Consider the following 20296-nt stretch of genomic DNA (forward strand, 5'->3'; position numbering starts at 1 on the left):
GCCTTAAATCCACGCAGTATCTGTAGCGACCTGACTTCTTATTCTGTCTGACCCGATTTTATCCGCACTTCCTGGCCCACAATCATTGATTCTACCCTATGAGGCTGGCTCACTTTAATTAAGAATGGAACCACATTGATTGATACTAGGACCGATTTCATCGGGTTGGGCCCCCTTTAATCGACTCTAAATTGGCAGTCCTGCTTCACGCATTTCAGCTGTCATTTCTTTCGCTCTATTTGGTTCTAGCCCTCCAGAGAATAATTTTCTAATTTCGGATGGGCGATAGCGGAATTGTTCAGCAATGACGCGCTCATTGTAACCATGGCTGATAAGTGTCGGTTCAATTTCATCTATGCGGCTAGACAGTGTTTCCTCCAAAAGGTCAACATTGATAGGTTTTATACCGACTTTGTAAGCTTCTTCTAGGGCTAATGTTAGATGTTGTTCTACCTGAAGAGGCGTACTGAGATGTTCAGTTAGATAATCCACTGCTTGGTCTTCAATAACGTCTTTTGGTTTTACATTGTCATTGGTGCATTTATCCAGGAGCCAGTAAATATAGTCGCGTAAAATACCCTGCGAGGCATCGAGAGACATGGTAACCGTGCGGTAGCCAACTTCTTCCATTGTGGGAGATTTCAGGTCATTTTTAAGTTTAGGGTGGCCCGCCAATACAATAGATAACTTGCCGCCGCCCTCATGGATGACTTCCATTAGGCGTTTAAGACCTGTCAGTGTGCGATGGTGCAGGTCATGGGCTTCATCACAAAATAACACAACAGGCTTTTTACTCTTCTTGATGAGCTCCTGCAAATCTCGCTCGCGCTTTTCGCCAAGCTTTGGTACCCGATAGCCATTATCACCTGAAACATCGTAAAACAACGCTGTGATCAAAGTGGTTAAATTTGTCTTGGATTTTTCCACTGAGAGTGACTTTGCGACTATCACATTTTTTTCAGCAGCTAATTGTTTTTGTATTTTTTCTAGGTAGGTAGTTTTGCCAATACCGACAACACCAGTCAGTGCGATGAGCTGGCCTTCAGGTATGATCTTTTTGAGTTGTCTGAATAACCTTTTGGCCGTGTCAGTTTCAAAGAAGTCTGCATCACGAAAATACTTCTTTATACCAAAGTGTTCCATGACTTCAATTTGCATGTTCTCCACTCCTATTATGGAAATATTCTTTTATCCATTTCATGACAGCCTCTTTATCTAAAGACTCAGACAAAATAGCATCAATCATATCTCTGTCGCCTTGCGCAAGTATTGTCAAGGGTTTACCTAAATACTTGGATATGGCAAGCTTGGCTTTCAGTATGTTTTCAAACCGCTTTTCGTTAAACGGGTCTGGATCATCAAATTCTCGCGTTGGTACTGGCTCAACTACGTTCTTCATTGACAAAATAACTTGGTGATTCTCATCGTTTTCAGAGTCCGGTAATTTAAGTGACTTTGCTAGCGTTTCGAGTTTTCCAAGCCGCTTCTCTGTTTTGGTTTGTTTAAACTTACGATATCGGTACAACGGAATTGGACCACTGATCGGGAAATAAGCACCGTATCGTTGTCCATCATGTTCAACATACAATTCGTCGTCAAACAGGCCCCACCAAAGTACGACTTGTTCACCTGCGAGGTCGGGATCTACCTCATATACACTGCCGTCAACGGGAATTCTGGCATCAATACCTACTTTCCGTTTTTCAGGTTCGCGTGCGAAAGATGAAAAACGCTCCCAGCTGCACATTTGTCTAACAGCACCGTCGATATTCTGAAGCCAGTCCTCCATCCGAGAATGTGGCTCTGCTCGATGTTGATGGTCGTTATATTTCTTCAGATAATCGCTCAACATCTGATTAGCTTCGACTTCGTTCTTTGGCTCTCGCAAGTGATAAAGGACCTCGTGGCATTCTTTTACTGTGCGAAAGGCCCTTTCTACTTTACCTTTTGATCTAGCAGTTTTTCGCCGTTTATCCTTGCTATCTGGCATATGTATCTTCACATCAATGCCTAAGTACTTCATCACAGACTGAAACACCCGACTTCGTGCAATTGGCCCGTTGTCCATGTAAATCATGTGTGGGATCCCTTGGAAGGGCAGATCTGGGTCTGACTTGGGGGACATGGCATTAAAAAGGAAGCGCAGCGCGTTACCTGCGTCTTCACCGTGAACATTTCGGTATTCCTGATAACAAACGCCGCTTCTATCATCAACGACAGAGTAAAGCATTAAAATAGGCAGACCTTTAGATTCGTCATACCAAAGCGGTTCGTCTACACTTTTTAAGTCAGAAGGGCTTAAATCAAATTGCCAGCACTCGTTGCTGTGTCTAGCCTGAAACCTGACGGCCGGCGAGTTTTTAATAAGGTTGCGTTTGTCTAACCCAAATTGCGCTAGATACCTGTTAACGGTTGTTTTGCTGAGCTTACCTTTTTCTAGCTTGATAAAACCGTATTCTGAATCAACACCCGTACTTTCCAGCAAATCAATAGCAACATTCGTAGAGATATGCCGTCCATTCTTGTTGGTGGTGCGAATTTTTAACGCGGCAATAATCTCGCAATACTTCTCCATCTCAGATATAGGAATGACTCTTGATTTGCCTGAATCTGTGCGCTTCAGTGGTTTGGGCTTGTTTACAGAACGTAGTTGCCGATAAAGAGTGCTTTTGGAAACACCATATAAATCACATGCTGATTTAACAATGTTTTTGCGCTCATCGGAACGCGCAGGGAATAGCTCCATCCGTGAAGACAGATCTAAAAGTACCTCTGGCGCAATCCGTTTGGCTTTCATGGCACAGTTACAGAACCTCTTCTTCAAGTGCTGCCTTACGGCGTTTGCTAACTTTAGAAATAGTGTGCCTAGAGCAACTTATTGTCCTTTCAATGAAGTTATAACTACGTCCATCATCGAGAAGTTGCAATATCCTACTATGCAAGTCTTTGTCTTCGCGACGGCCTTTATACTTCCCCTCTATTTTGGCTTTGGCGACCCCTTGCGCTTGCATCCTGCGTCGCTCTTCGTAATTTTTTCTGGCAAAGGCAGCAAGGAAATCAAGCATCATTGAGTTAATTGAAGAGAGAATGCGTTCAGTGAATTCATCAGCGTTGCGCATCAATGCGAAACTGGACGGCAAATCAAGTGAAACAATACGAATATTCTTATCGTTAATCAGCCGCTTCAACTGTTCCCAATCTTCACTTTTGAGCCGGCTTAGCCTGTCTATTTGCTCAACTAATAAAACGTCACCAGGCATGGCGATATCCAGTAACCTAAAAAGTTCAGGCCGTTGTAATTTTGCGCCGGATTCATTTTCAATAAACCAGTGAGCAACGCCGAACCCTAATTGTTCGGTAAATTTTTCTAATTCAGCTTTAGCTCTGGTTGCATCTTGCTCTTCGGTTGAAGCTCTTAGGTACCCATAAACTCGAAACATAGATTTCAGTGCGTTTTACAATGGTGTCTTAATGTGAGTGCATTATAGGTTTATTTTTTGAATTAATGCACTAAATAATTGAAAGTGCGTTAAGGGTATACTTTAATTGCACCAGATATTTTTGATTCCTCAGCAGTTTCCAAATAAATAATGGTATGCAAGTAGCCCCAAGCCAATGGGATACTACTACCTGGTGAGCATGTCTTTGTTAATTCAAGTAGATGAGGAAGTCATAAAGGAGTTTTTAATACAGTGGCAACAAGCAGTCGAACCTGATTAGCATCAGTAATGAGATTAAATCCTCAGTAAATACGAGCAGAATCGGAAGAATACAGTGGGTTCTTAGGGTCCGAAACCTCAACTAAAATCGAGCAAAAAAATGACCTCTGCTGAAAGAAGGGTTCTAGCGGATAATATCAAAAATATACGGTACTTAAGAAGCATGAACTGACCTCAATGTCACCCATACGAGCCAATATACTGGACTAATGAAAGGTGTTTCTCAATATTGAGAGCGCAATGAAGAAACTCTTGCGCTAGATGTGTCTTCTGCGCTCCCAAAGTACGGTTTACTTAGCTTAGGCAGCCATCTTACGGCATTCATCAGCACAAGATTTGCAAGCACGAGCACATTCTTGACAATGATCCGGTTCGTGTTTAGCACAAAGCTCACCGCAAGCTTCACATATGTCAGCACAGAGACGGCAGATTTGCTTGGCATGCTCACTTCCTCTCGCCATTGCTGCCGCAGCTAGCCGACAGATATCAGCACAGTCTAAGTCTGCACGTATGCAATCTGCCATTTTCGCAGGATCAGGCTCCTGCAAACAGGCAGTTGAACAATGGTCGCAGGCAGTTGCACATTTGTAGCAAGCTTCAATACAACTAGTAAATTTATTATGAGACATAAATTATTTCCTCTTGTTTATGGTTTATACACCTAACTTCGGAACTTTGTAGGCAAGCAGCATTTATGCCAGTCGCTTGTTATCGTGCGTATGAAATTCTAATACTCCCCTCGCACCAAGCTGCCGGCAGCTTAAATTGAAGCATCTCTGCGCTCTTAGGATCTGGAGGTACTTAAAAGATTTGTAATAATTCCTTATTATCCTGAATTAATTACAAAGAAAATATAGGAGAGTGAAAGCAGACTTTATCTTCCTCAGCAATATCGTGAACTATCACGTCCTAACGCGGTGCTTGGGATAGCGGGTTGCGCTTTGTGCGGACAGAGTAAATAGCTTCCTGCTCAGTGTTAGGTTCAGCGGCTATCTCTTCTGTTTCATTAAACAGCTCCCCCAGCCCTGGTTACATTGGCTTTGTTGCTTTTCCCATCCTGCTTCTGCTGCACCAGGCGAAACTGTTCCTCCAAAAATTGCGGTTCTCCAGTTGCTCAAAACTGTTCCTCAAGTTCAGCGATGCAGCAATTGCTTCGTTAATTGCACTAAATACCAAATGTGATTAGAAATCTTACCAGATTCAGTAAATACACAAAGGTTTCAGCCCATAGTCAGCCTGCTCCGCAAAACTAGCCGCAAACTAGGGAAACTGCGAATAAGTCCCGCAGTTTAACGCTTAGTTAAGCCGCAGCATCACCTGCCTAATTTTTAAACTCTAATTTTGCAATTTAGGCCAATATGCCGTTGTTTTAGGCAGGATTTTGGCCTTATTCCGGGCTATTCCCGGATTTTAGACAGATCTTGGCTGTCGTCGTAACATCTGGTCTACTTTAAACAGGTTCGCCAAGGTGAATAGCATGGCTAACTGTGAGTCATTTTTTATCAATCCCTTATAGCGAGCTTTGATAAAACCAAATTGGCATTTGATGATGCGAAACGGGTGTTCCACCTTCGCCCGAATGCTGGCTTTTAAATATTCGATGTTGATGGCAGTTTTGTTTTTGCGGGGATGCTTTTTCAGTGCCCGAACTTTTCCGGGACGCTCAGCAATCAGCTATTCCACATCCTTTTCTTTAAGTTCTTCACGCTTCTCTGCGCCTTGATATCCAGCATCGCCAGAGATGAATTCCTCATCGCCATGCAACAGGTTCTTCATCTGATTCAGGTCATGTTCGTTGGCGGCGGTGGTCACCAGCGTATGAGTCAGACCGCTCTTGGCATCCACACCGATATGGGCTTTCATACCGAAGTGCCACTCATTACCTTTCTTGGTCTGATGCATATCCGGGTCACGTTCATTCTTTTTGTTTTTAGTGGAGCTGGGGGCTTCAATAATCGTGGCATCCACCAGTGTGCCCTGCGTCATCATCACACCGCAGTCAGACAGCCATTGATTGACCGTTTTGAATAATTGGCGAGTCAGCTTGTGTTTTTCCAGCAAGTGCCGGAAGTTCATAATGGTTGTGCGGTCAGGAATGGCTTTATCCAGTGATAGTTGCGCAAATTGACGCATCGAAGCAATTTCATATAACGCATCTTCCATCGCTTCATCACCGAGGCTATACCATTGCTGCATACAATGAATGCGAAACATGGTCTCAAGCGCATACGGACGTCTGCCATTGCCTGCTTTAGGATAAAAGGGTTCAATCACTTCCAGCAGTTGAGACCACGGCAGCAGGTTATCCATTCTGGATAAGAAAATCTCTTTTCTCGTCTGGCGACGTTTGCTGGAAAACTCACTATCGGCAAAAGTTAACTGTTGGCTCATGGGCGGTAATGGCTGTGATTTACTATGCAGCTATGATCTCACATTCAGGACTTATTCGCATCTTCCCTAGCTGAACATCTCAGTACGCCTCTTCAGGTAGAACAACATCTAACATTAGCCCTAGAAGAAGCTTACAAAGTCGGTATAAAACCTATCAATGTTGACCTTTTGGAGGAAACACTGTCTAGCCGCATATATGAAATTGAACCGACACTTATCAGGCATGGTTACAATGAGCGCGTCATTGCTGAACAATTCCGCTATCGCCCATCCGAAATAAGAAAATTATTCTCTGGAGGGCTAGAACCAAATAGAGCGAAAGAAATGACAGCTGAAATGCGTGAAGCAGGACTGCCAATTTAGAGTCGATTAAAGTGGGCCCAAGCCGATGAAATCAGTCCCAGTGTTAATCAATGTGGTTCCATTCTTAATTAAAGTGAGCCAGCCTCATAGGGTAGAATCAATGATTGTGGGTCAGAACATGCTGATAAAATCGGGTCAGGCAAAATAAGATGTCAGGCCGCTACACCTAACGATTATTCTCAGTCACAGCAGCTGGGGCGAGAATTGAGACAATCCGGCATCCAGGGGCTACGATACCCTTCAGTAAAATTGGAAGGGGGGCTATGCTTCGGGCTGTTCAGCCCCAAAACTGTCAAGAGAGTCGTTCAAGCTAAGCATTATGAAATGGTTTATCGTGAGGGGGCACTGCAGGTCAACCAACTGCTTCAACCTCGCTAAGCCAAAGCATTACGGTTAGAAGTACAACAGTCTGCCAAAAGCGAGAAGCTGACATTTTTAGAATCGCCGTGGCAGTCTGCTCCAGGTCTTGAGTTCAATTGGTGAATGCAACGTTAAGCGGATGCTGGGACATTAAGATTCTAATGTCGGCAACGAGCGAGAGGCGGATATTGCTTGATAGTCAAATATTGACGTATAGTCACTCATAAATCCTAAACAATCGACATCAAACTTAAGCGCTGACCATGAGAAACATCTTACTAGACACCAATATTCTGTATGCGGGCCTGTGGACTGCTGATCTACAAGCTTTGAGTCACCTTGTTGATCAAGGTGTAATCGCTCTGCATGTTCCAGAGATGGTTAAAAGAGAAAAGGTTTCTAAAGTAAGTTTTGAAATCGAGAGTGAACTTAATAAAATAATTAGCAGCATTAGATCACTGAACAACAAAGGGTTAAAAAATGAAAGGTTTTTGAGGGCACTTGAGTTTTCTGAACGTATTTTTCATGATTTGCTTGAGTCTACTGAGAAACACGCTAGAGATGACTTTGATGCTTGGATAGATAAAAATAAAACCAATGTAATAGAATTCAATCCAATAAAATTCGCTAATGTTTTGGATGATTATTTTTCGGGTGATGGAGCTTATAGAAAACTGAAAGAAAGGAGCGATATACCAGATTCAATAATCCATCACACAGCCCTCAGTTTACGCGATGAAATTGGCCCAATCACATGTATAGTGGGTGATGCCAATCTAAGGAAAACGCTTGAAAAGGAAAATTATATAGATGTTTATAGCTGTTTAGATACTTTTTTTGAACTAGATGGAATTGAAGAGCACATTCAAAATTTTTCGCTGAAACCTTATCTTATGTCTAGTGAGTTTTCTGATTTTGTAATGAAGGTTTTAGAAGCCGAACCTCAATTAATTAGGGGGGTTGAAATAGAAGAAGTTGCGAATTTAAGCATTTTAAATATCCAAGCCTTTAATCCACAGATTTCAGATATTCAGCTAGATAGCTTAGAAGATTTCGGCATTATGGATATTTATAGCATTGGTTCTGATAAGTTTTCTGCAAAATTTAAGTTCACAGCATATGCTTGCCTAACTTATGTCTCAGACTACGGTACTTTCTTAGACTTGGATAAGAACTATGAACGGGACGTAGAAATGCACAATATGAATGGCGATGGAATGTGTGAGCTTTCAGAAATAATAAGTGCGAAATTTTATGGCGACGCCATATTCTGGTTTGACCATCCCCAAACGCCAACAGACATACAAAAAATAAATTCGAACTCAAAGCAATCGGATGTAAAAATGTCTATTGATATCGAAGTAAATAAAGCTATTTTGAGTGAACTTATACTTAACTAATAGTCTTTTATTATGTAAGACCGCCATTCTTAAAATGGTTACTTGTGGCGCTACTGATGAAGGTCTGCTGTTTGTCTGAAGCTGCCTGTTCCGCTTTACTTCAACAATCGATAAAACTAGCTAGTGACGGACATTAGGCCGAATTGCGACAGTGACCATTGAATCTGATCTAAAGCTTCCATCTTAAAGACTCTATTATCTGCCCGTAACCTTTCTGTTCAACTGCAAAGTTCTCTCGGGTAAATGACGATAGGACGTCTTCAAATTGCTCGGGAACTATGGGTTGAAATACGGTTGTCCAATAAGTCATGGTCGATATTGCTTGGTTATTTCTCGTATCAGTGTAGAGGCCTAATTCCCTTCTGTGAATCGCATACTGGCGGGGAATTAATTTACCTATAAGTGGTTCAGCTAAACGATTTTGTTGGTCCACGGTGGTGAGCGTAACGGTTCATAGAGTGAGAATAAGTGGTTCCGGTTGATGACAATACGCAGTGTGCCAATCGTGTTAGCTAGCTATAATGAACTTGCTAAAAGTCAGACCTGGGTGATTAGAGCAGGTATACGGTTTAATCTCTTCTACTCCCTGATGGGACCAAATGGACGTTAACTGGATAATATCCGTAATCTGGCTTCGAGCTTATCGATACGCTCAAGCAGCTCAAGCGCCAATGCAGCGCCTTCCAGATTGACCCCTAAGTCACGCTGCAGATTAAGCGTAATACGAGTGCGTTTAACGCTGCCTGCAGAAAAATACCAGTGCCGTCCCTGTTTGCCGGCTGGCTCCAAGATGCCATATTCCACCAGCAACTTAATGTGTTCCGCTTCAACAGAACAACAACGGCACAACTCAGTCAAAGAAAAGGTAGCTTGTTCATCGATCACTTCGACCGGTGGCGTTAATGAATTACTTTGTTTCATAGACTCAAGTTCTCCCCATGGTCGCGCGCGGATTAAACCCGAGCTGTGCTTCCATTTGTTTATACAAATCTCGGGCCTCCTGGCTGTCGGCAGGCGGTAAGGTTACTTGCAAAACCACATACAAGTCGCCGGATTTTTTGCCGGCTAGCCCCCTCCCCTTTAGACGCAGCTTTTGCCCTTGCCTAGAGTTAGCCGGGATTGTAAGTTCGATATTTCCAGATGGAACCGGCACTGCTATTTTCGCCCCCAGTGCAGCCTCCCACGGCGCAACCGGCAAATCGAGGTAAATATCGCCCCCGTCAATGCGATATAAGGGGTGTTTATTAAACGCCACCTCCAGATACAAATCGCCCGGCTCAGCTCCGCCCAGGCCTGGACCACCCTGCCTTGCAAGGCGGATTTGCTGGCCCGCGCGAATGCCTTTTGGTATACGAATATTCAACGTGCGGTCACGAGTGGTAACATGCCCGTCATCAGTTTGTGTCGGCATGCGCAGTGAAACTGGACGCATGGCGCCATTGAAGCTGTCTTCAAGAGTAATCAACACCTTGGCGTGATGATCCTCGCCCCGCACCCGAGAAGACCGACTGCCACCTGTGCGGCTACCGTGACCAAATTGGCGACCAAATAACTCCTCAAAAAAGTCACTGTATGCCCCCGCATCGCTAGCGGCATAACCGTTACCACGAAATTCGAATCCACTATCCCATTCTGGTGGGGGACGAAAATCCTGGCCGTTCTTCCATTCTTTCCCCAGTTGATCGTAGGCTACTCGTTTCTCAGGGTCTTTTAATACCTCGTAAGCCTCGCCTATCATTTTGAATTGCGCCTCGGCATCGGGTTCTTTACTTACATCAGGATGATACTTCCTGCCAAGCTTGCGATAGGCTAATTTAATTTCTTGCTGAGTCGCGTCTCGCGCGACCCCCATGACTTTGTAATAGTCTTTATACTCCATTACGCCATCCCGCTATTCATAAGTGCACCTTTAATTAACGCTGTCCCACATCACGTTACATTTTTCACTGGCTGCCGCGTTAAGCAAATCAATCAGCGGTAAAGCCCGATGAGCGAGACTTATCACCGGCTCGGTATTCTCCTCTTGCACAACATGGTCTTTTGGAGACTGATTCTCAGTACCGAGTGCAGATTGAAGGCTGACCAGTGCCGCTGGCACATCGTCGGCAAGGATAGCGCCAGGAATTTTACCACTGTGCCCCATAAGTTTGAGCAGCTTTTCAGCCACATCGCCAAACATCGTGATGTTGGCGTAGGCCGGGCAGGAAAAAATGACTAGCATAATGAGATCCCATGTTAACCGTGTACCCGTAGCCATCCGGTGTTCGTGCTGTAGGATTTAGTCCTTATCAGGTAAGGATAATGATACTGACCGAATAAAGGCCATGCGCACATCCGTTATCCATCATATTACCTGCGACATTTCTGGACAGCGCTGCAATACAAAAACTACCTTCTAAGCATAGCAGATACAGAATTGTTCGAAGGAGAGATAGCAATGCTACCTGAAGGACGTATTTAAAATGGGAGGGGGCGGGCGCCAGGCTTCAGACTTGGCTGTGCATGCCTGGTAATTCAACACGACCAAATCATCAAACAATGACGGGTGTAGCCGACACCTTGTGGCGCCGCTACTCCCATTTAATGTATCAACAGCACGCAGCGATAAAGCTCAGTCATATTCACGTGCATCGCTCATAACACCAACAGAATCCACTGAGAGAAATACAGGAGGCTGATTTGCGAATAGAGCACTGTGTGTTTGCCCCATATTTGGCCGTTAAATGTCAGCTTTCAATTAAAAGCGACCCCATGTAAACCTACCCTAATTAGTTGCACTCATAATCTAAGGTTTTGGTCTGTTCATGCTTACTAAAATACACCCTCGGTTAAGATCATCCAGCGCCTCATTAGGGCGTTCTTCGTTGTATGCGGTTATCCACTTTTCGGTCAGGTAGCGCACTTCATTCAACGTTTTAAACACATATATATTGAGCATTCTGAGGGATAGGTGCGGTTAACCATTAGTTATCCAAAAGCGCATTAATGTTGTCTCTACACTTCAACGTACCCGCTGATATTGATTCGCCCACCGACACATCAAAATGCGTATTTGCTTCTTCGAACGTTTGTGAGAGTGCCGGTTCAACATTGGCTGATAAAGTCGACAAAATGCTGAGAATGTCGTCCTTACTGATGCCTAAGTAAGAGCCATGAGCTAGCCAGTGTCGCGCGGTTATATCATGCCAACGGTAATGCTTGTTCTTACTATGCACCTTCATCGCCATCTTTATCTTCTGTCGCTGAATGTTGCCCTGGCCAAAATAGGGATAAGCACTGATTACGTCGTAGAACGGCGTGAGCCGGTACCCGTTGGCATTAAGTGCAATACTGAAATTTTTCGCGTGGCCATCAATAGCCGCAAGCAACCAGAAAACAATCTGAGACTGGAAAAAAGCGAGCCTGTCCTTAAAAGCATTGGATGAATGGCTAAGTAGCTCCATGATTGCTGCGGCCCCGGGGCCGCCCTTTTCCTCATATTTAGAGCCACTAGCCATACCTAAAGCCTGACACAGGTCTTCCTGCGGTAACCGAATGATATTGTCCGGCTGTAATCGTCTATCAAAGCGTTCAACGACCAGGACCTTCTGCTCTTCAAACTGTTCAATTTCAGCCTGTGCGACCTCCATACCCAGATGGCGCATAAAGGTCAGGCAAAACCATTCATTGTCTACGCTTGATGACAAGTCAATACGTAGGTTTTCGTGGTGTCGTATGGGGGGCTTGAAGATATGGGTGGTCGGTGTTGAATGATGCGGCCGGCACCATGTGTCATTCCACCACGTCAGCGCTGTTTTTTCCTGTGCCCCGGCCAGGGAGATACGAAAATCTTCATCTGAATTCATCCCCAGCATTTTTTCAAGCCGCGCTGCCCGGATTGTTTCTGCCACCTGGGCTTGTGAAAGTGGCGTGAGTGCCAACGGCGGCATCCCCTCTTTCGGGGGGTGACTGGTAAACGTTAATGCCCCCACACAATCCTTTCCTACTTCAGCAAGCAAATCAAAAGGCTTATTACTGTTGGCGCCGAGCCGGTCAACCATATGCTGGCGAATGGCATCGGCATCGGGTAAGAGGTTATCAAAATAGGCGTGAACCGCATCGGTTTTTATCTCGGACATCTGCATGGGCAAACTCAGCGATATGGCTCTGCTTCCGTCCATGTTCATCCACTCAGGAGTATACTTAAAGCTCATTCGCCCATTTTTAAGGTATAGCTTCCCGACGACATATCCGTTCATGGAGCAGTAGAGGGTTTGTGTGTGTGATTTCCTGCCCATCAGAAAGGCAACGACGTCTTGTTGCTTTGAGGCCGCTCGACTTTTATATCCAGGTCTAGCGCCGCACTCAGTTTAAGTAACATATCGAGGGATATTTTCTCAGGCCGGGTTTCGCAGTTGGAAATCACACGCTGATACACGCCGATTTGCCTGGCCAGCTCGGCCTGATTCATCTTTTTGGCCTTACGGGCGTCTTTTAATAGTGCGCCCAGGTCTTTTGGGGTGTTTATCTTCATGACGTGCTCATATAAGACGGTGTGTATAATATAATATATACACAAAGGTGTATAAAATCAAAATATACAGATTCGGGTATAAGTTAAGTTTATACAAAATTGGGTATAAAAGCGTTTAGAACGGGTTTCTATTGGCCTTCTGCCCGGGCATTAACATACACTTGTCCCAAAACAACGCTATCGTAACGAAAGGATGTGTGGCGATGGGTATAAAAACAAAGGCTGGTGTGGTCGTGGTGCTCATTGCAGCTAATACATATCTGGTGAGTCACTATGCGCAGGGGCAGTTCCCGCTCCCCGCCTGGCTGGATAGGTTTATGTTGGAGGCGCAACAGAAATTGTCACAGGGCATTGATGAAATCAGTGCCCGGGTAAGTACAGGAGACCGCCCACTCCCGCCACCCGAAAATATCGAGGCACTGCCGGCAGTGGAAGAGCTCACTGTACTTCACCCAGCCTGCCTGGATAAGCGTATGGCGACACCAACAAAACGCATTTATACGTGGAAGGATAGCCAAGGCATTCAGCATATTTCTGATAAGCCACGCCGTATCGATGATGGTACGCCGGTCGAACTGGTCACAGAGCTCCCGCCCGAGGCCATATCGGTTAATTTTTTGGGGCTGCAGGGAAGCTATGCATTGAAACAAAGCATAATTAATCAGGTTAAGGCGAGCAGGAAGCTGTATGGGCAGGTGGTACCGGCATCCCTGATAAAACCTATTACCGTGAACTTAAGGCTGTTCACTAGTCAATCCGGTTATGCCCGGTACCGGGACCAGGCATCAAGTCAACTGAAAAACACCCAGGGCTTTTACCGCTCAGGCACCAATGAGTCAGTGGTATGGGTACAAAGTGATGTTCAAGGCGAAAAAACCGCGGTGCACGAAGCCATGCACGGCATAAACCGGCATTGGATAGGACAAATGGCTAAGTGGCTCAATGAAGGCGTGGCCGAACTGGCGGAAAACATTCAGGCCGGCCACCGGCGTAACCGGTCCCAATTTAAAGGTGAGTCGCTGTTACCGCTACACCGGTTACTAAACGCGACACCGGGAGATTGGACAACACGTACTTCTGTGCATTATCTGACGGCCAATGCCCTGGTAAGCTATTTATATTTCACAGAGCGCACGACACTGACTCGCCTGTTATTGGCTGAAGCCGAAAACGGGTGTGAGACCCTGACTCAACAAGAGGTAGAGCGTATTACCGGTTACACTGTCCACCAGCTGGATGCCGCATTAAGACATTGGATAAAGTAACCACCCTGCGAAATCTTTACGGCACCATACGTACCAACCCTTCTAAACCAACCCTCTTACCACCCCCACGCGACCTGTCCAAAATCCCGTGACCCCTTCTAAAAAACACCACATCATCCGACCCACCTACACAATATAATGAAACCACTTTTTCGCCCTCCCTACCCGGCGCCCTTTACACCATACCCAACCTTTGAGACTCACCCTCGCGATACCACGTGCTCTTCTCCAGGGGAGCGCACGTTCGCCCTGCCCGACCAGCGCAAAGCGCGCGCGACCGGCAGCTTTGCTGCCGGAATGGTTTGGCAAGAGGGGTATAGGGAATGGTGCCGTAATCTTTCGTGTTACCTCACCTCCGGGGGATTCAAAAATAGCATGTATAGAAGCCGAGTACCGTCAATTACGCAGCTGGATATTCGGTCACAAAAGGACTTTATTGATGCTTCTGAAGCACTATCATCAACCTCGAGCTTTTAACCGTGCTTTCTGTTGTTCACCGCGGGGCCGCCTTGCAGGTAGATGCGCACTTAGCGGTTATTAGCTGACGGGTCGTTTATGCCGACTAATGCTCTTGAATAGCCAAAGGGGTTTCTTGAAAAGGATTACTTCTAAAAAGTTAACCCAGGAAATACCAGGACACGGGGAGCATTTGAATGGCTGGAACACTACATATAGTGACACTTCGATTTTTGGGCACTACATATCGACAAATTGCGATTATCAGCTTTTTCATCATCTAAAAATATTTAAATTTTATCTTAGTCTAAAAAGGCTTGCATTCTGGATATATAGCCATTAGGAATCTGTTTTAGGTTAGTCGCTACTAACAACAAAGACTTGACAATCCTAGTGGGCAAATTCGGCCGCTATATTGGGTTGCTTTACTCCGGGAACCTTATTATCTTGTCCCTGTAGAACGAATTGCGAACAGCAAAAAAGCCCGGCGGCAACCAGGCTCTTTTGCAAAATTCGCGAGTGTTCACACCGAGGTCCAAAACGATAGTGGAGATGTGAAGACAAGAGCAATGGGGTTCAACCAAAATGTCTTGAGGTGATAAAATATAAGTTGAAGCAATTTTTTTCAACTTTTTATATCGGAATTGTCACCTTTAAGTACATAAATTTTGTCTAAGCGCCTGCTATCACTCTATTTTGGGCCGTTATAATCATTTAATATAACGGAGACCTATTATGGTTCCAAAATGTAGTATAAATCATATCTTCAACTCGAATAAGTGCGAACTGTGCAATGCTCAAGGCGCTACTCCTACCCACTGCCGGTTTCCGGACCTGTCATTTGAGGGGGATATATGAGTACTTCAGGATTTATATATCGCAGGTACAGACGTAAACCAAACAGCGAGGAGGTTATGGATGCTCATGATTATGGGTACAAGGCTTGGAAGATACCCAAACGTTGGTGAAAGTGAGCCCAGGCCACAGTAAGCCGTGAGGTATTGATCGCAATTCGCGAATCATTGCTAAGCGCAAATTCGCTTTATATTTGAGGTAATGCCGGTCAGTTCTTCTGCCTGGCATTTTTCGTTTCATTGTTTTGCCGATTGGTGTGGGCCTGCCCCATTTCTAGTTTGCTATTTGGTATTGTGGTTAGAGCGGATGCTTACCTTGTTTCATGCAACTTACCCCGCATGAAATCCCGCTTCCTTCAGATTTGCCAGATTTATAACATCCCATACAGTGTAAACGTTCATATGAAACTAAATAGGAGCTGTAATGAACGTTATGCTATCCATCAAAGCAAACAAAACTGAGAACCAAGAGCAGGGGCATCTGGCAATGCAGGCTCGGGGAGAAGCGCATTTAAAACTTGCCCAAACAATAAGAGGTACGGCCACGATTCGTAACAAATCGACCAATAAAATAATTAACCACTTGAATTAAAAGAAAAATTCAAGTCAAACTGTTGATTTTGCTTTGCGAAGTTATCAGATAAGTCTATTTGAAGTTTTCCATTTAATATATTTACCGACGCTGTATACAACAAAATGTAAAATCTCGTCCAACCGTATTACTGCGGGCTTTGGCTTTTTATGATGTCAAGTTTGTAGTTTAGGGGCTTTCGCTTTTTACTTAAATCGAGATGGTAATCGCCGAAGCGATTAATATGCTCAGTTCGATATGGCGAAAGAAACTTCAACACCTCTTCTGAAATTGGCATTTGACGTTGTTTCAATTGCGACAGAACTTCTGTCATGGATTGAACGTTATGCAAAATAACCAGATTAGCCACAAGCTGATTATACTTAATGACCTTCCGCTGTTCATGTCGCACATTTTCCGCAATAATACCGTCACCCCCAAAGAACAACCACTTGGTGAAGTTATTGAACTCTTCACTTTTATTGGTAGCAGAATGAATGGTGCGCCTGAGCTCCACATCGCTAATGTACTTCAGTAAGAATATAGTTCGTATCGCTCTACCCAACTCACGAAAGGCAAAATACAGTCGGTTTTTACGGCTGTAAGTTCCCAAACGTTTTAAAATTGTAGACGGTGATATTTTTCCTGCCTGAATAGACAGTGCCACACGTAACATATCGGGCAGGTGTCGTTCAATCAATGACCAATTGATATTACCTCGGAACAAACGGTTTATATGCTTGTACTTGGTTCGACCGTCAGCTTTGTAAAATACCAGCTTCTTGATGTTTCGTATTCGGGGCATCAAGTCAATACCTAGCAAATGAGCCAGGCCAAAAACGGTTGTGCTTTGAGCTTGAGTGTCTCCATGGATCACATCCGGCTGTATGTCCGATTCATTCTTAATGAGGCCATCAAGGATGTAGATAGCTTCATAAACGCCACACGGAATGAAGTGGCTGAATAAAGCTATGTAAGTGTCCGAGACGTGATAATAACCTATACCGCCATACCCCCCATAACGGATATGATACTCTGATAATAGGTTCTGTTCGTACACGTTCCACTTGGTACCATCAGCTGATGCTGATTTACCTGATCCCCAGAAGGATGGCAGCTCAAACTTGTTATAAGCATTCACGGTTTTTACAATAGCTTTTTCAAGTTTCTCTTCAGTGACATACTTTAAATTCAGCCAAGCAACTTGCTTACGGCTTAAGGTCTTGATTGAGCGAGCTGTTTGAGTTGGCCCAAGATTGCAGCCATAACAAAAAAGGGTCGATATAAAGCGTTTACGAGGATTATCAAGTTTGCTTTCAAATCCAGATACAGGCTTAAACAATTTGTGGGCGTCCAGCCATTGCTCGGATTCTACCAGAATATCGACAATGCTCTTTTCCTCAAGAGAGTCCCGTAAGGCTTCATCAAGCTTCTTGAGTTGTTGGGGCTCAGGGATATTCTGATGTCTTCTAATCACAAGCTGATCATTATTGAAATCAAGAAACTCATTGGATTGAAATTGCTCGTCCACCTGAGTTGATAATTCGCTGAGAGTTTTCTTTAATTCAGTTGCAAAGGTTTTGCTATCCTTTGAAAAACCTAGCATGTCAGTATATTCAGATAAACCTTGCTCGTATTCATCCCAACTGATTAGTTCTTTGCGATAATCTGAATGTTCCAGGCTGTAACGAATGAATAAATCACCTGAGCTGAGTTCATTCTTGATCCGAGACAGAACACACAACTCAAAGTATTTACGGTTGACCGTTTTCGTGTCTGCGTTGAATATCAGCTTCTTCCATTTATCGTTCACCCAGGGCTGCGCGACAAACTCCTCATAGTGACCCAGTTCCTGCTTGTGGGTATTTCGATACTCCAGAATGGTTTCTAGCGCCAGTAGAATCGAGCTATCTTCAGATGATGACCCTAACTCTAAAAGCTCCAAACAGTTCAGAAGCTGGGCACGTTGCGGTTTATACAATTTAAGCATAAAGGGATAATAATTATTTCCAGCATAGGCTAAGTGCTCTTCACACTCAGCTAATAGTATCGCTGGCTCTTCGCTCATGGCGTTTCGAATATCCGACAGTGATGGCGGTACGCCAGCTTCATTATCACCATAAGTTTTTAAGACATTACGAAACTGGCTGATAAGTTTTTCCGTTCGCTGTGTATGCTCCTGATGGTATTCCATCAGTCGGGTCTCCGCAGATTGGTGCAACTTATTCAATTTTCGTTTAAAGATACCCGCCACGTCGTCTAAGGATTGACTTAATTTTGATTGGATCATCAACACCATCAGTGTGTAACGTTTGGCCTGCTTCATTTCTTTTAAGTGAAAAGCATCCAATGAACGAGCCTCTAAAGTGAAATGATGTTTCTTCGTTAACGGTAGGAACTCCATATTTGGTAAGCGTTCGACTAGGCCTTGTAACCATTGTAAATGTTGAAGGTAGCTTTTGACTTCTTTATTCGTGGGTTTTTTAACTTCTCGTTTAATCGAGTCCCAGCGTGTTTTACTTCCAGAGCTATTAAGCATTCTATCCAACTCAGCTGTCAGCTCATGATTCAGCTTTCTATGCGTTTGCTTGAAATAGGCATCGTTGACTTGCTTTTTAGCTGATTTAGCGTATTTTACCAGAGTTGAGAAGCCGGGTAATTCATAGCGCTGTTTAACCAACCCTTCAATGACTATATTGATAATATCAGCGATTTCATGCTTTTTCTCAGATGCTTCGGATGACAGCTTATGAAGCAATAATGTTGTTTTATCATTGCTTTCAATTAGCTTAATGTCTAGATACCTTCTCACTAAAGCCTTTAACCGGGTTCGACTTCCACCTCTATCGAACCGTGATAAGTACTTTCTCGGAGCGCTCCTCATTTTCATCTGCTCAGAAATATGACTAATAATCTTGTTAGGGATGTCAGGAGACTTGAGAAAATACCCCAAACGCTGAGTTAATTTAATATGGACTAACAGGGCAAGCTGATCCAATTTGCGCCGGCGCTGCTGGCGAACATAGGCAATATCCTCGGGGGTGGGTGTATATACAGACTGTAATTCAGACTGACTCATGTTAGGTTTAATGCGCGGGTAAGCGGTTTCATTGATTGTTGTCATAGAGATATAAATACCAGCGACGGATCTCGAGGCCAGCTAGGAGGTCTGATTATTTGGTTACATTACAAAATGTTCGACTGTTTAGCTCAGCCACAATCACCTTGCAGTTTATCTAAAGTAATTTTAGTGCTGAGAAGTTTATTAAACTTGCGCAAGACGTTTAGTGTCCAAGTTCAATCTATACTGAATTCATGCTTAAAACTCATGATGAAGTGGCCCAGTCACTGTACTGCATTATTTTAGCTGTTCAATAAAGTGTTGCTGAATCTTATGCGATGAACCAATGTAACGAAGCGCCGTTTTTGGATCTTTCCAACCTACATATTCCATAAGCTCTTTAAGGCTCCAGCCATTACTGTCGGCCCAGGATGCGAACCCCCGTCGTAACGAATGACTACTAAAGGCATCAGGGTGTAATAGTCCAGCACCACTTGCACACTCTCGAACAATATTAATGATTGTATTGGATGTCATGCTCTTATGATTAAAATGTCCCCAGCGGTCGATCCCTACAAATAGCGGTCCTTTGCTTAATTCAGCGGCCGTAACCCAGTCCTGATAAGCAGTGACAGGGCAGAGTTTTTGCAAAGCTGGAACTTTATAGGTCACCCCTTTATTATCCCTATCGCCTTTCGTAGTAGGAAAATACAGTGACATTCCCTTGTTGGGGATCATGGTCACGTACTCAACATGGATATTAGTGAGCTCATCTGCTCGAAAAGCACGCCAGAACCCGAGTAGCAGAATGGCTTTATTTCGAATGAGTCTCAAGCCTTTCCTATAATCCTTTGACTCCTTTATCGACTCCTCAAGCCACTGAATAATGATTTTCAATTCTTCTAATTGGAGAGGCCGAGCCTGCTTGGTTTGGTATGCATGCGTTGCTCGGATACCTTTCATTACTTTTTTTACTAATGGTGCTTTCGTAGGATCTGGAAAACCGTATTCATGATGCCATTTTGCAAGTACGGCCAACCGGTGTGCTAAGGTGCTTGAAGTCAGCTTATCAGCGTAGTGACTGAGATACTGTGCAATCGCAGTTGGAGTGGCAGGTAAGAGTCCCCCCCAGTGACGCTCATAGTGTTCAATGGCGGTACGGTAACTGCGTACCGTATTTTCGCGAGTGGCTGCGTTGACGTAAAAACTCACTAAATCAATATTTTTAGAATCGGGCATATATGCGTGTTATGTACGACTTTATCTCATCATATCGTCCAAAAATGTCTATCACAATAGATAATCTACTATTATCTAAAATGAATTTTCGAAAGCTATAGACA

General features: G+C 44.2%; 16 protein-coding genes and 1 pseudogene. 4 read left to right on the forward strand and 13 right to left on the reverse strand.

Annotated elements, in window-relative coordinates; all coding sequences use genetic code 11:
• Positions 1–186: 186 nt before the first annotated feature.
• The 5 genes and pseudogenes from D0Y50_RS10405 to D0Y50_RS10425 form a co-directional block, all read right to left on the reverse strand.
• Complete coding sequence (locus D0Y50_RS10405; RefSeq protein WP_117316870.1) at positions 187–1158, reverse strand: ExeA family protein; 972 nt, start codon at positions 1156–1158, stop codon at positions 187–189.
• Entirely contained in the window at positions 1148–2782 is a 1635-nt protein-coding gene (locus tag D0Y50_RS10410) for a DDE-type integrase/transposase/recombinase (protein ID WP_117318717.1), read from the reverse strand. Before D0Y50_RS10410 ends, D0Y50_RS10405 begins: the two co-directional genes overlap by 11 nt.
• A 22-nt stretch (positions 2783–2804) precedes the next feature.
• Complete coding sequence (locus tag D0Y50_RS10415; protein ID WP_117316872.1) at positions 2805–3440, reverse strand: recombinase family protein; 636 nt, start codon at positions 3438–3440, stop codon at positions 2805–2807.
• A 578-nt stretch (positions 3441–4018) separates the two neighbouring features.
• Entirely contained in the window at positions 4019–4348 is a 330-nt protein-coding gene (locus D0Y50_RS19945; RefSeq protein ID WP_004587124.1) for a four-helix bundle copper-binding protein, read from the reverse strand.
• Between the two features lie 781 nt (positions 4349–5129).
• Positions 5130–6110, reverse strand: a pseudogene (locus tag D0Y50_RS10425) (IS5 family transposase).
• Positions 6111–6677: 567 nt separating this feature from the next.
• Between D0Y50_RS10425 and D0Y50_RS19770 the strand changes: the two are divergent.
• Both D0Y50_RS19770 and D0Y50_RS10440 read left to right on the forward strand, forming a co-directional pair.
• A complete protein-coding gene (locus D0Y50_RS19770; RefSeq protein WP_232366238.1) occupies positions 6678–6851 on the forward strand; it encodes an RES family NAD+ phosphorylase in 174 nt (57 codons plus the stop codon).
• 245 nt (positions 6852–7096) lie between these two features.
• The gene (locus tag D0Y50_RS10440; RefSeq protein WP_117316878.1) at positions 7097–8233 is read left to right on the forward strand and encodes a PIN domain-containing protein; all 1137 of its coding nucleotides are present in this window, start codon (positions 7097–7099) and stop codon (positions 8231–8233) included.
• A gap of 606 nt (positions 8234–8839) precedes the next feature.
• Here the strand turns inward: D0Y50_RS10440 and D0Y50_RS10445 are convergent.
• From D0Y50_RS10445 to D0Y50_RS10470, 6 genes are all read right to left on the reverse strand, one after another.
• Positions 8840–9154: a chaperone modulator CbpM gene (locus D0Y50_RS10445; protein ID WP_117316880.1), complete on the reverse strand. Its 315-nt coding sequence runs from the start codon at positions 9152–9154 to the stop codon at positions 8840–8842.
• Between the two features lie 4 nt (positions 9155–9158).
• Positions 9159–10112, reverse strand: a complete 954-nt coding sequence (locus D0Y50_RS10450; RefSeq protein WP_117316882.1) for a DnaJ C-terminal domain-containing protein — start codon at positions 10110–10112, stop codon at positions 9159–9161.
• A gap of 30 nt (positions 10113–10142) precedes the next feature.
• Entirely contained in the window at positions 10143–10454 is a 312-nt protein-coding gene (locus tag D0Y50_RS10455; protein ID WP_117318719.1) for a DUF1840 domain-containing protein, read from the reverse strand.
• Between the two features lie 564 nt (positions 10455–11018).
• Positions 11019–11171 carry an integrase core domain-containing protein gene (locus D0Y50_RS20035; RefSeq protein ID WP_117316884.1) on the reverse strand — a complete coding sequence of 51 codons (153 nt, stop codon included), beginning with the start codon at positions 11169–11171 and terminating at the stop codon, positions 11019–11021.
• Positions 11172–11196: 25 nt separating this feature from the next.
• A complete protein-coding gene (locus tag D0Y50_RS10465; protein ID WP_117316886.1) occupies positions 11197–12510 on the reverse strand; it encodes a type II toxin-antitoxin system HipA family toxin in 1314 nt (437 codons plus the stop codon).
• Entirely contained in the window at positions 12510–12746 is a 237-nt protein-coding gene (locus D0Y50_RS10470) for a helix-turn-helix domain-containing protein (RefSeq protein WP_117316888.1), read from the reverse strand. The genes D0Y50_RS10465 and D0Y50_RS10470 overlap by 1 nt, the downstream gene beginning before the upstream one ends.
• 203 nt (positions 12747–12949) lie before the next feature.
• On the opposite strand from D0Y50_RS10470, the gene D0Y50_RS10475 reads away from it, so the two are divergent.
• Both D0Y50_RS10475 and D0Y50_RS19520 read left to right on the forward strand, forming a co-directional pair.
• Positions 12950–14011, forward strand: coding sequence for a hypothetical protein (locus D0Y50_RS10475; RefSeq protein WP_117316890.1), 1062 nt, complete (start codon positions 12950–12952; stop codon positions 14009–14011).
• Positions 14012–15745: 1734 nt separating this feature from the next.
• Complete coding sequence (locus tag D0Y50_RS19520; RefSeq protein ID WP_170145486.1) at positions 15746–15913, forward strand: hypothetical protein; 168 nt, start codon at positions 15746–15748, stop codon at positions 15911–15913.
• Between the two features lie 127 nt (positions 15914–16040).
• On the opposite strand, the gene D0Y50_RS10480 is transcribed toward D0Y50_RS19520, so the two are convergent.
• Together D0Y50_RS10480 and D0Y50_RS10485 are read right to left on the reverse strand one after the other, a co-directional pair.
• Entirely contained in the window at positions 16041–19016 is a 2976-nt protein-coding gene (locus D0Y50_RS10480; RefSeq protein WP_049586311.1) for a Tn3 family transposase, read from the reverse strand.
• Positions 19017–19250: 234 nt separating this feature from the next.
• Positions 19251–20192, reverse strand: coding sequence for a site-specific integrase (locus D0Y50_RS10485; protein ID WP_053909437.1), 942 nt, complete (start codon positions 20190–20192; stop codon positions 19251–19253).
• Positions 20193–20296: the final 104 nt, after the last annotated feature.

Origin of the sequence: Salinimonas sediminis, assembly GCF_003429285.1 — a bacterium.
Lineage (GTDB): Bacteria > Pseudomonadota > Gammaproteobacteria > Enterobacterales > Alteromonadaceae > Alteromonas > Alteromonas indica.

What these genes read in the sequence shown, in the direction of transcription:
- D0Y50_RS19945 (WP_004587124.1), bottom strand. Translation starts at nt 4,348, where the DNA reads ATGTCTCATAATAAATTTACTAGTTGTATTGAAGCTTGCTACAAATGT.
- D0Y50_RS10475 (WP_117316890.1), top strand. Translation starts at nt 12,950, where the DNA reads ATGGGTATAAAAACAAAGGCTGGTGTGGTCGTGGTGCTCATTGCAGCT.
- D0Y50_RS10470 (WP_117316888.1), bottom strand. Translation starts at nt 12,746, where the DNA reads ATGAAGATAAACACCCCAAAAGACCTGGGCGCACTATTAAAAGACGCC.
- D0Y50_RS10450 (WP_117316882.1), bottom strand. Translation starts at nt 10,112, where the DNA reads ATGGAGTATAAAGACTATTACAAAGTCATGGGGGTCGCGCGAGACGCG.
- D0Y50_RS10405 (WP_117316870.1), bottom strand. Translation starts at nt 1,158, where the DNA reads ATGCAAATTGAAGTCATGGAACACTTTGGTATAAAGAAGTATTTTCGT.
- D0Y50_RS10485 (WP_053909437.1), bottom strand. Translation starts at nt 20,192, where the DNA reads ATGCCCGATTCTAAAAATATTGATTTAGTGAGTTTTTACGTCAACGCA.
- D0Y50_RS19520 (WP_170145486.1), top strand. Translation starts at nt 15,746, where the DNA reads ATGAACGTTATGCTATCCATCAAAGCAAACAAAACTGAGAACCAAGAG.
- D0Y50_RS10455 (WP_117318719.1), bottom strand. Translation starts at nt 10,454, where the DNA reads ATGCTAGTCATTTTTTCCTGCCCGGCCTACGCCAACATCACGATGTTT.
- D0Y50_RS10465 (WP_117316886.1), bottom strand. Translation starts at nt 12,510, where the DNA reads ATGGGCAGGAAATCACACACACAAACCCTCTACTGCTCCATGAACGGA.
- D0Y50_RS10480 (WP_049586311.1), bottom strand. Translation starts at nt 19,016, where the DNA reads ATGACAACAATCAATGAAACCGCTTACCCGCGCATTAAACCTAACATG.
- D0Y50_RS10440 (WP_117316878.1), top strand. Translation starts at nt 7,097, where the DNA reads ATGAGAAACATCTTACTAGACACCAATATTCTGTATGCGGGCCTGTGG.
- D0Y50_RS10415 (WP_117316872.1), bottom strand. Translation starts at nt 3,440, where the DNA reads ATGTTTCGAGTTTATGGGTACCTAAGAGCTTCAACCGAAGAGCAAGAT.
- D0Y50_RS10445 (WP_117316880.1), bottom strand. Translation starts at nt 9,154, where the DNA reads ATGAAACAAAGTAATTCATTAACGCCACCGGTCGAAGTGATCGATGAA.
- D0Y50_RS20035 (WP_117316884.1), bottom strand. Translation starts at nt 11,171, where the DNA reads ATGCTCAATATATATGTGTTTAAAACGTTGAATGAAGTGCGCTACCTG.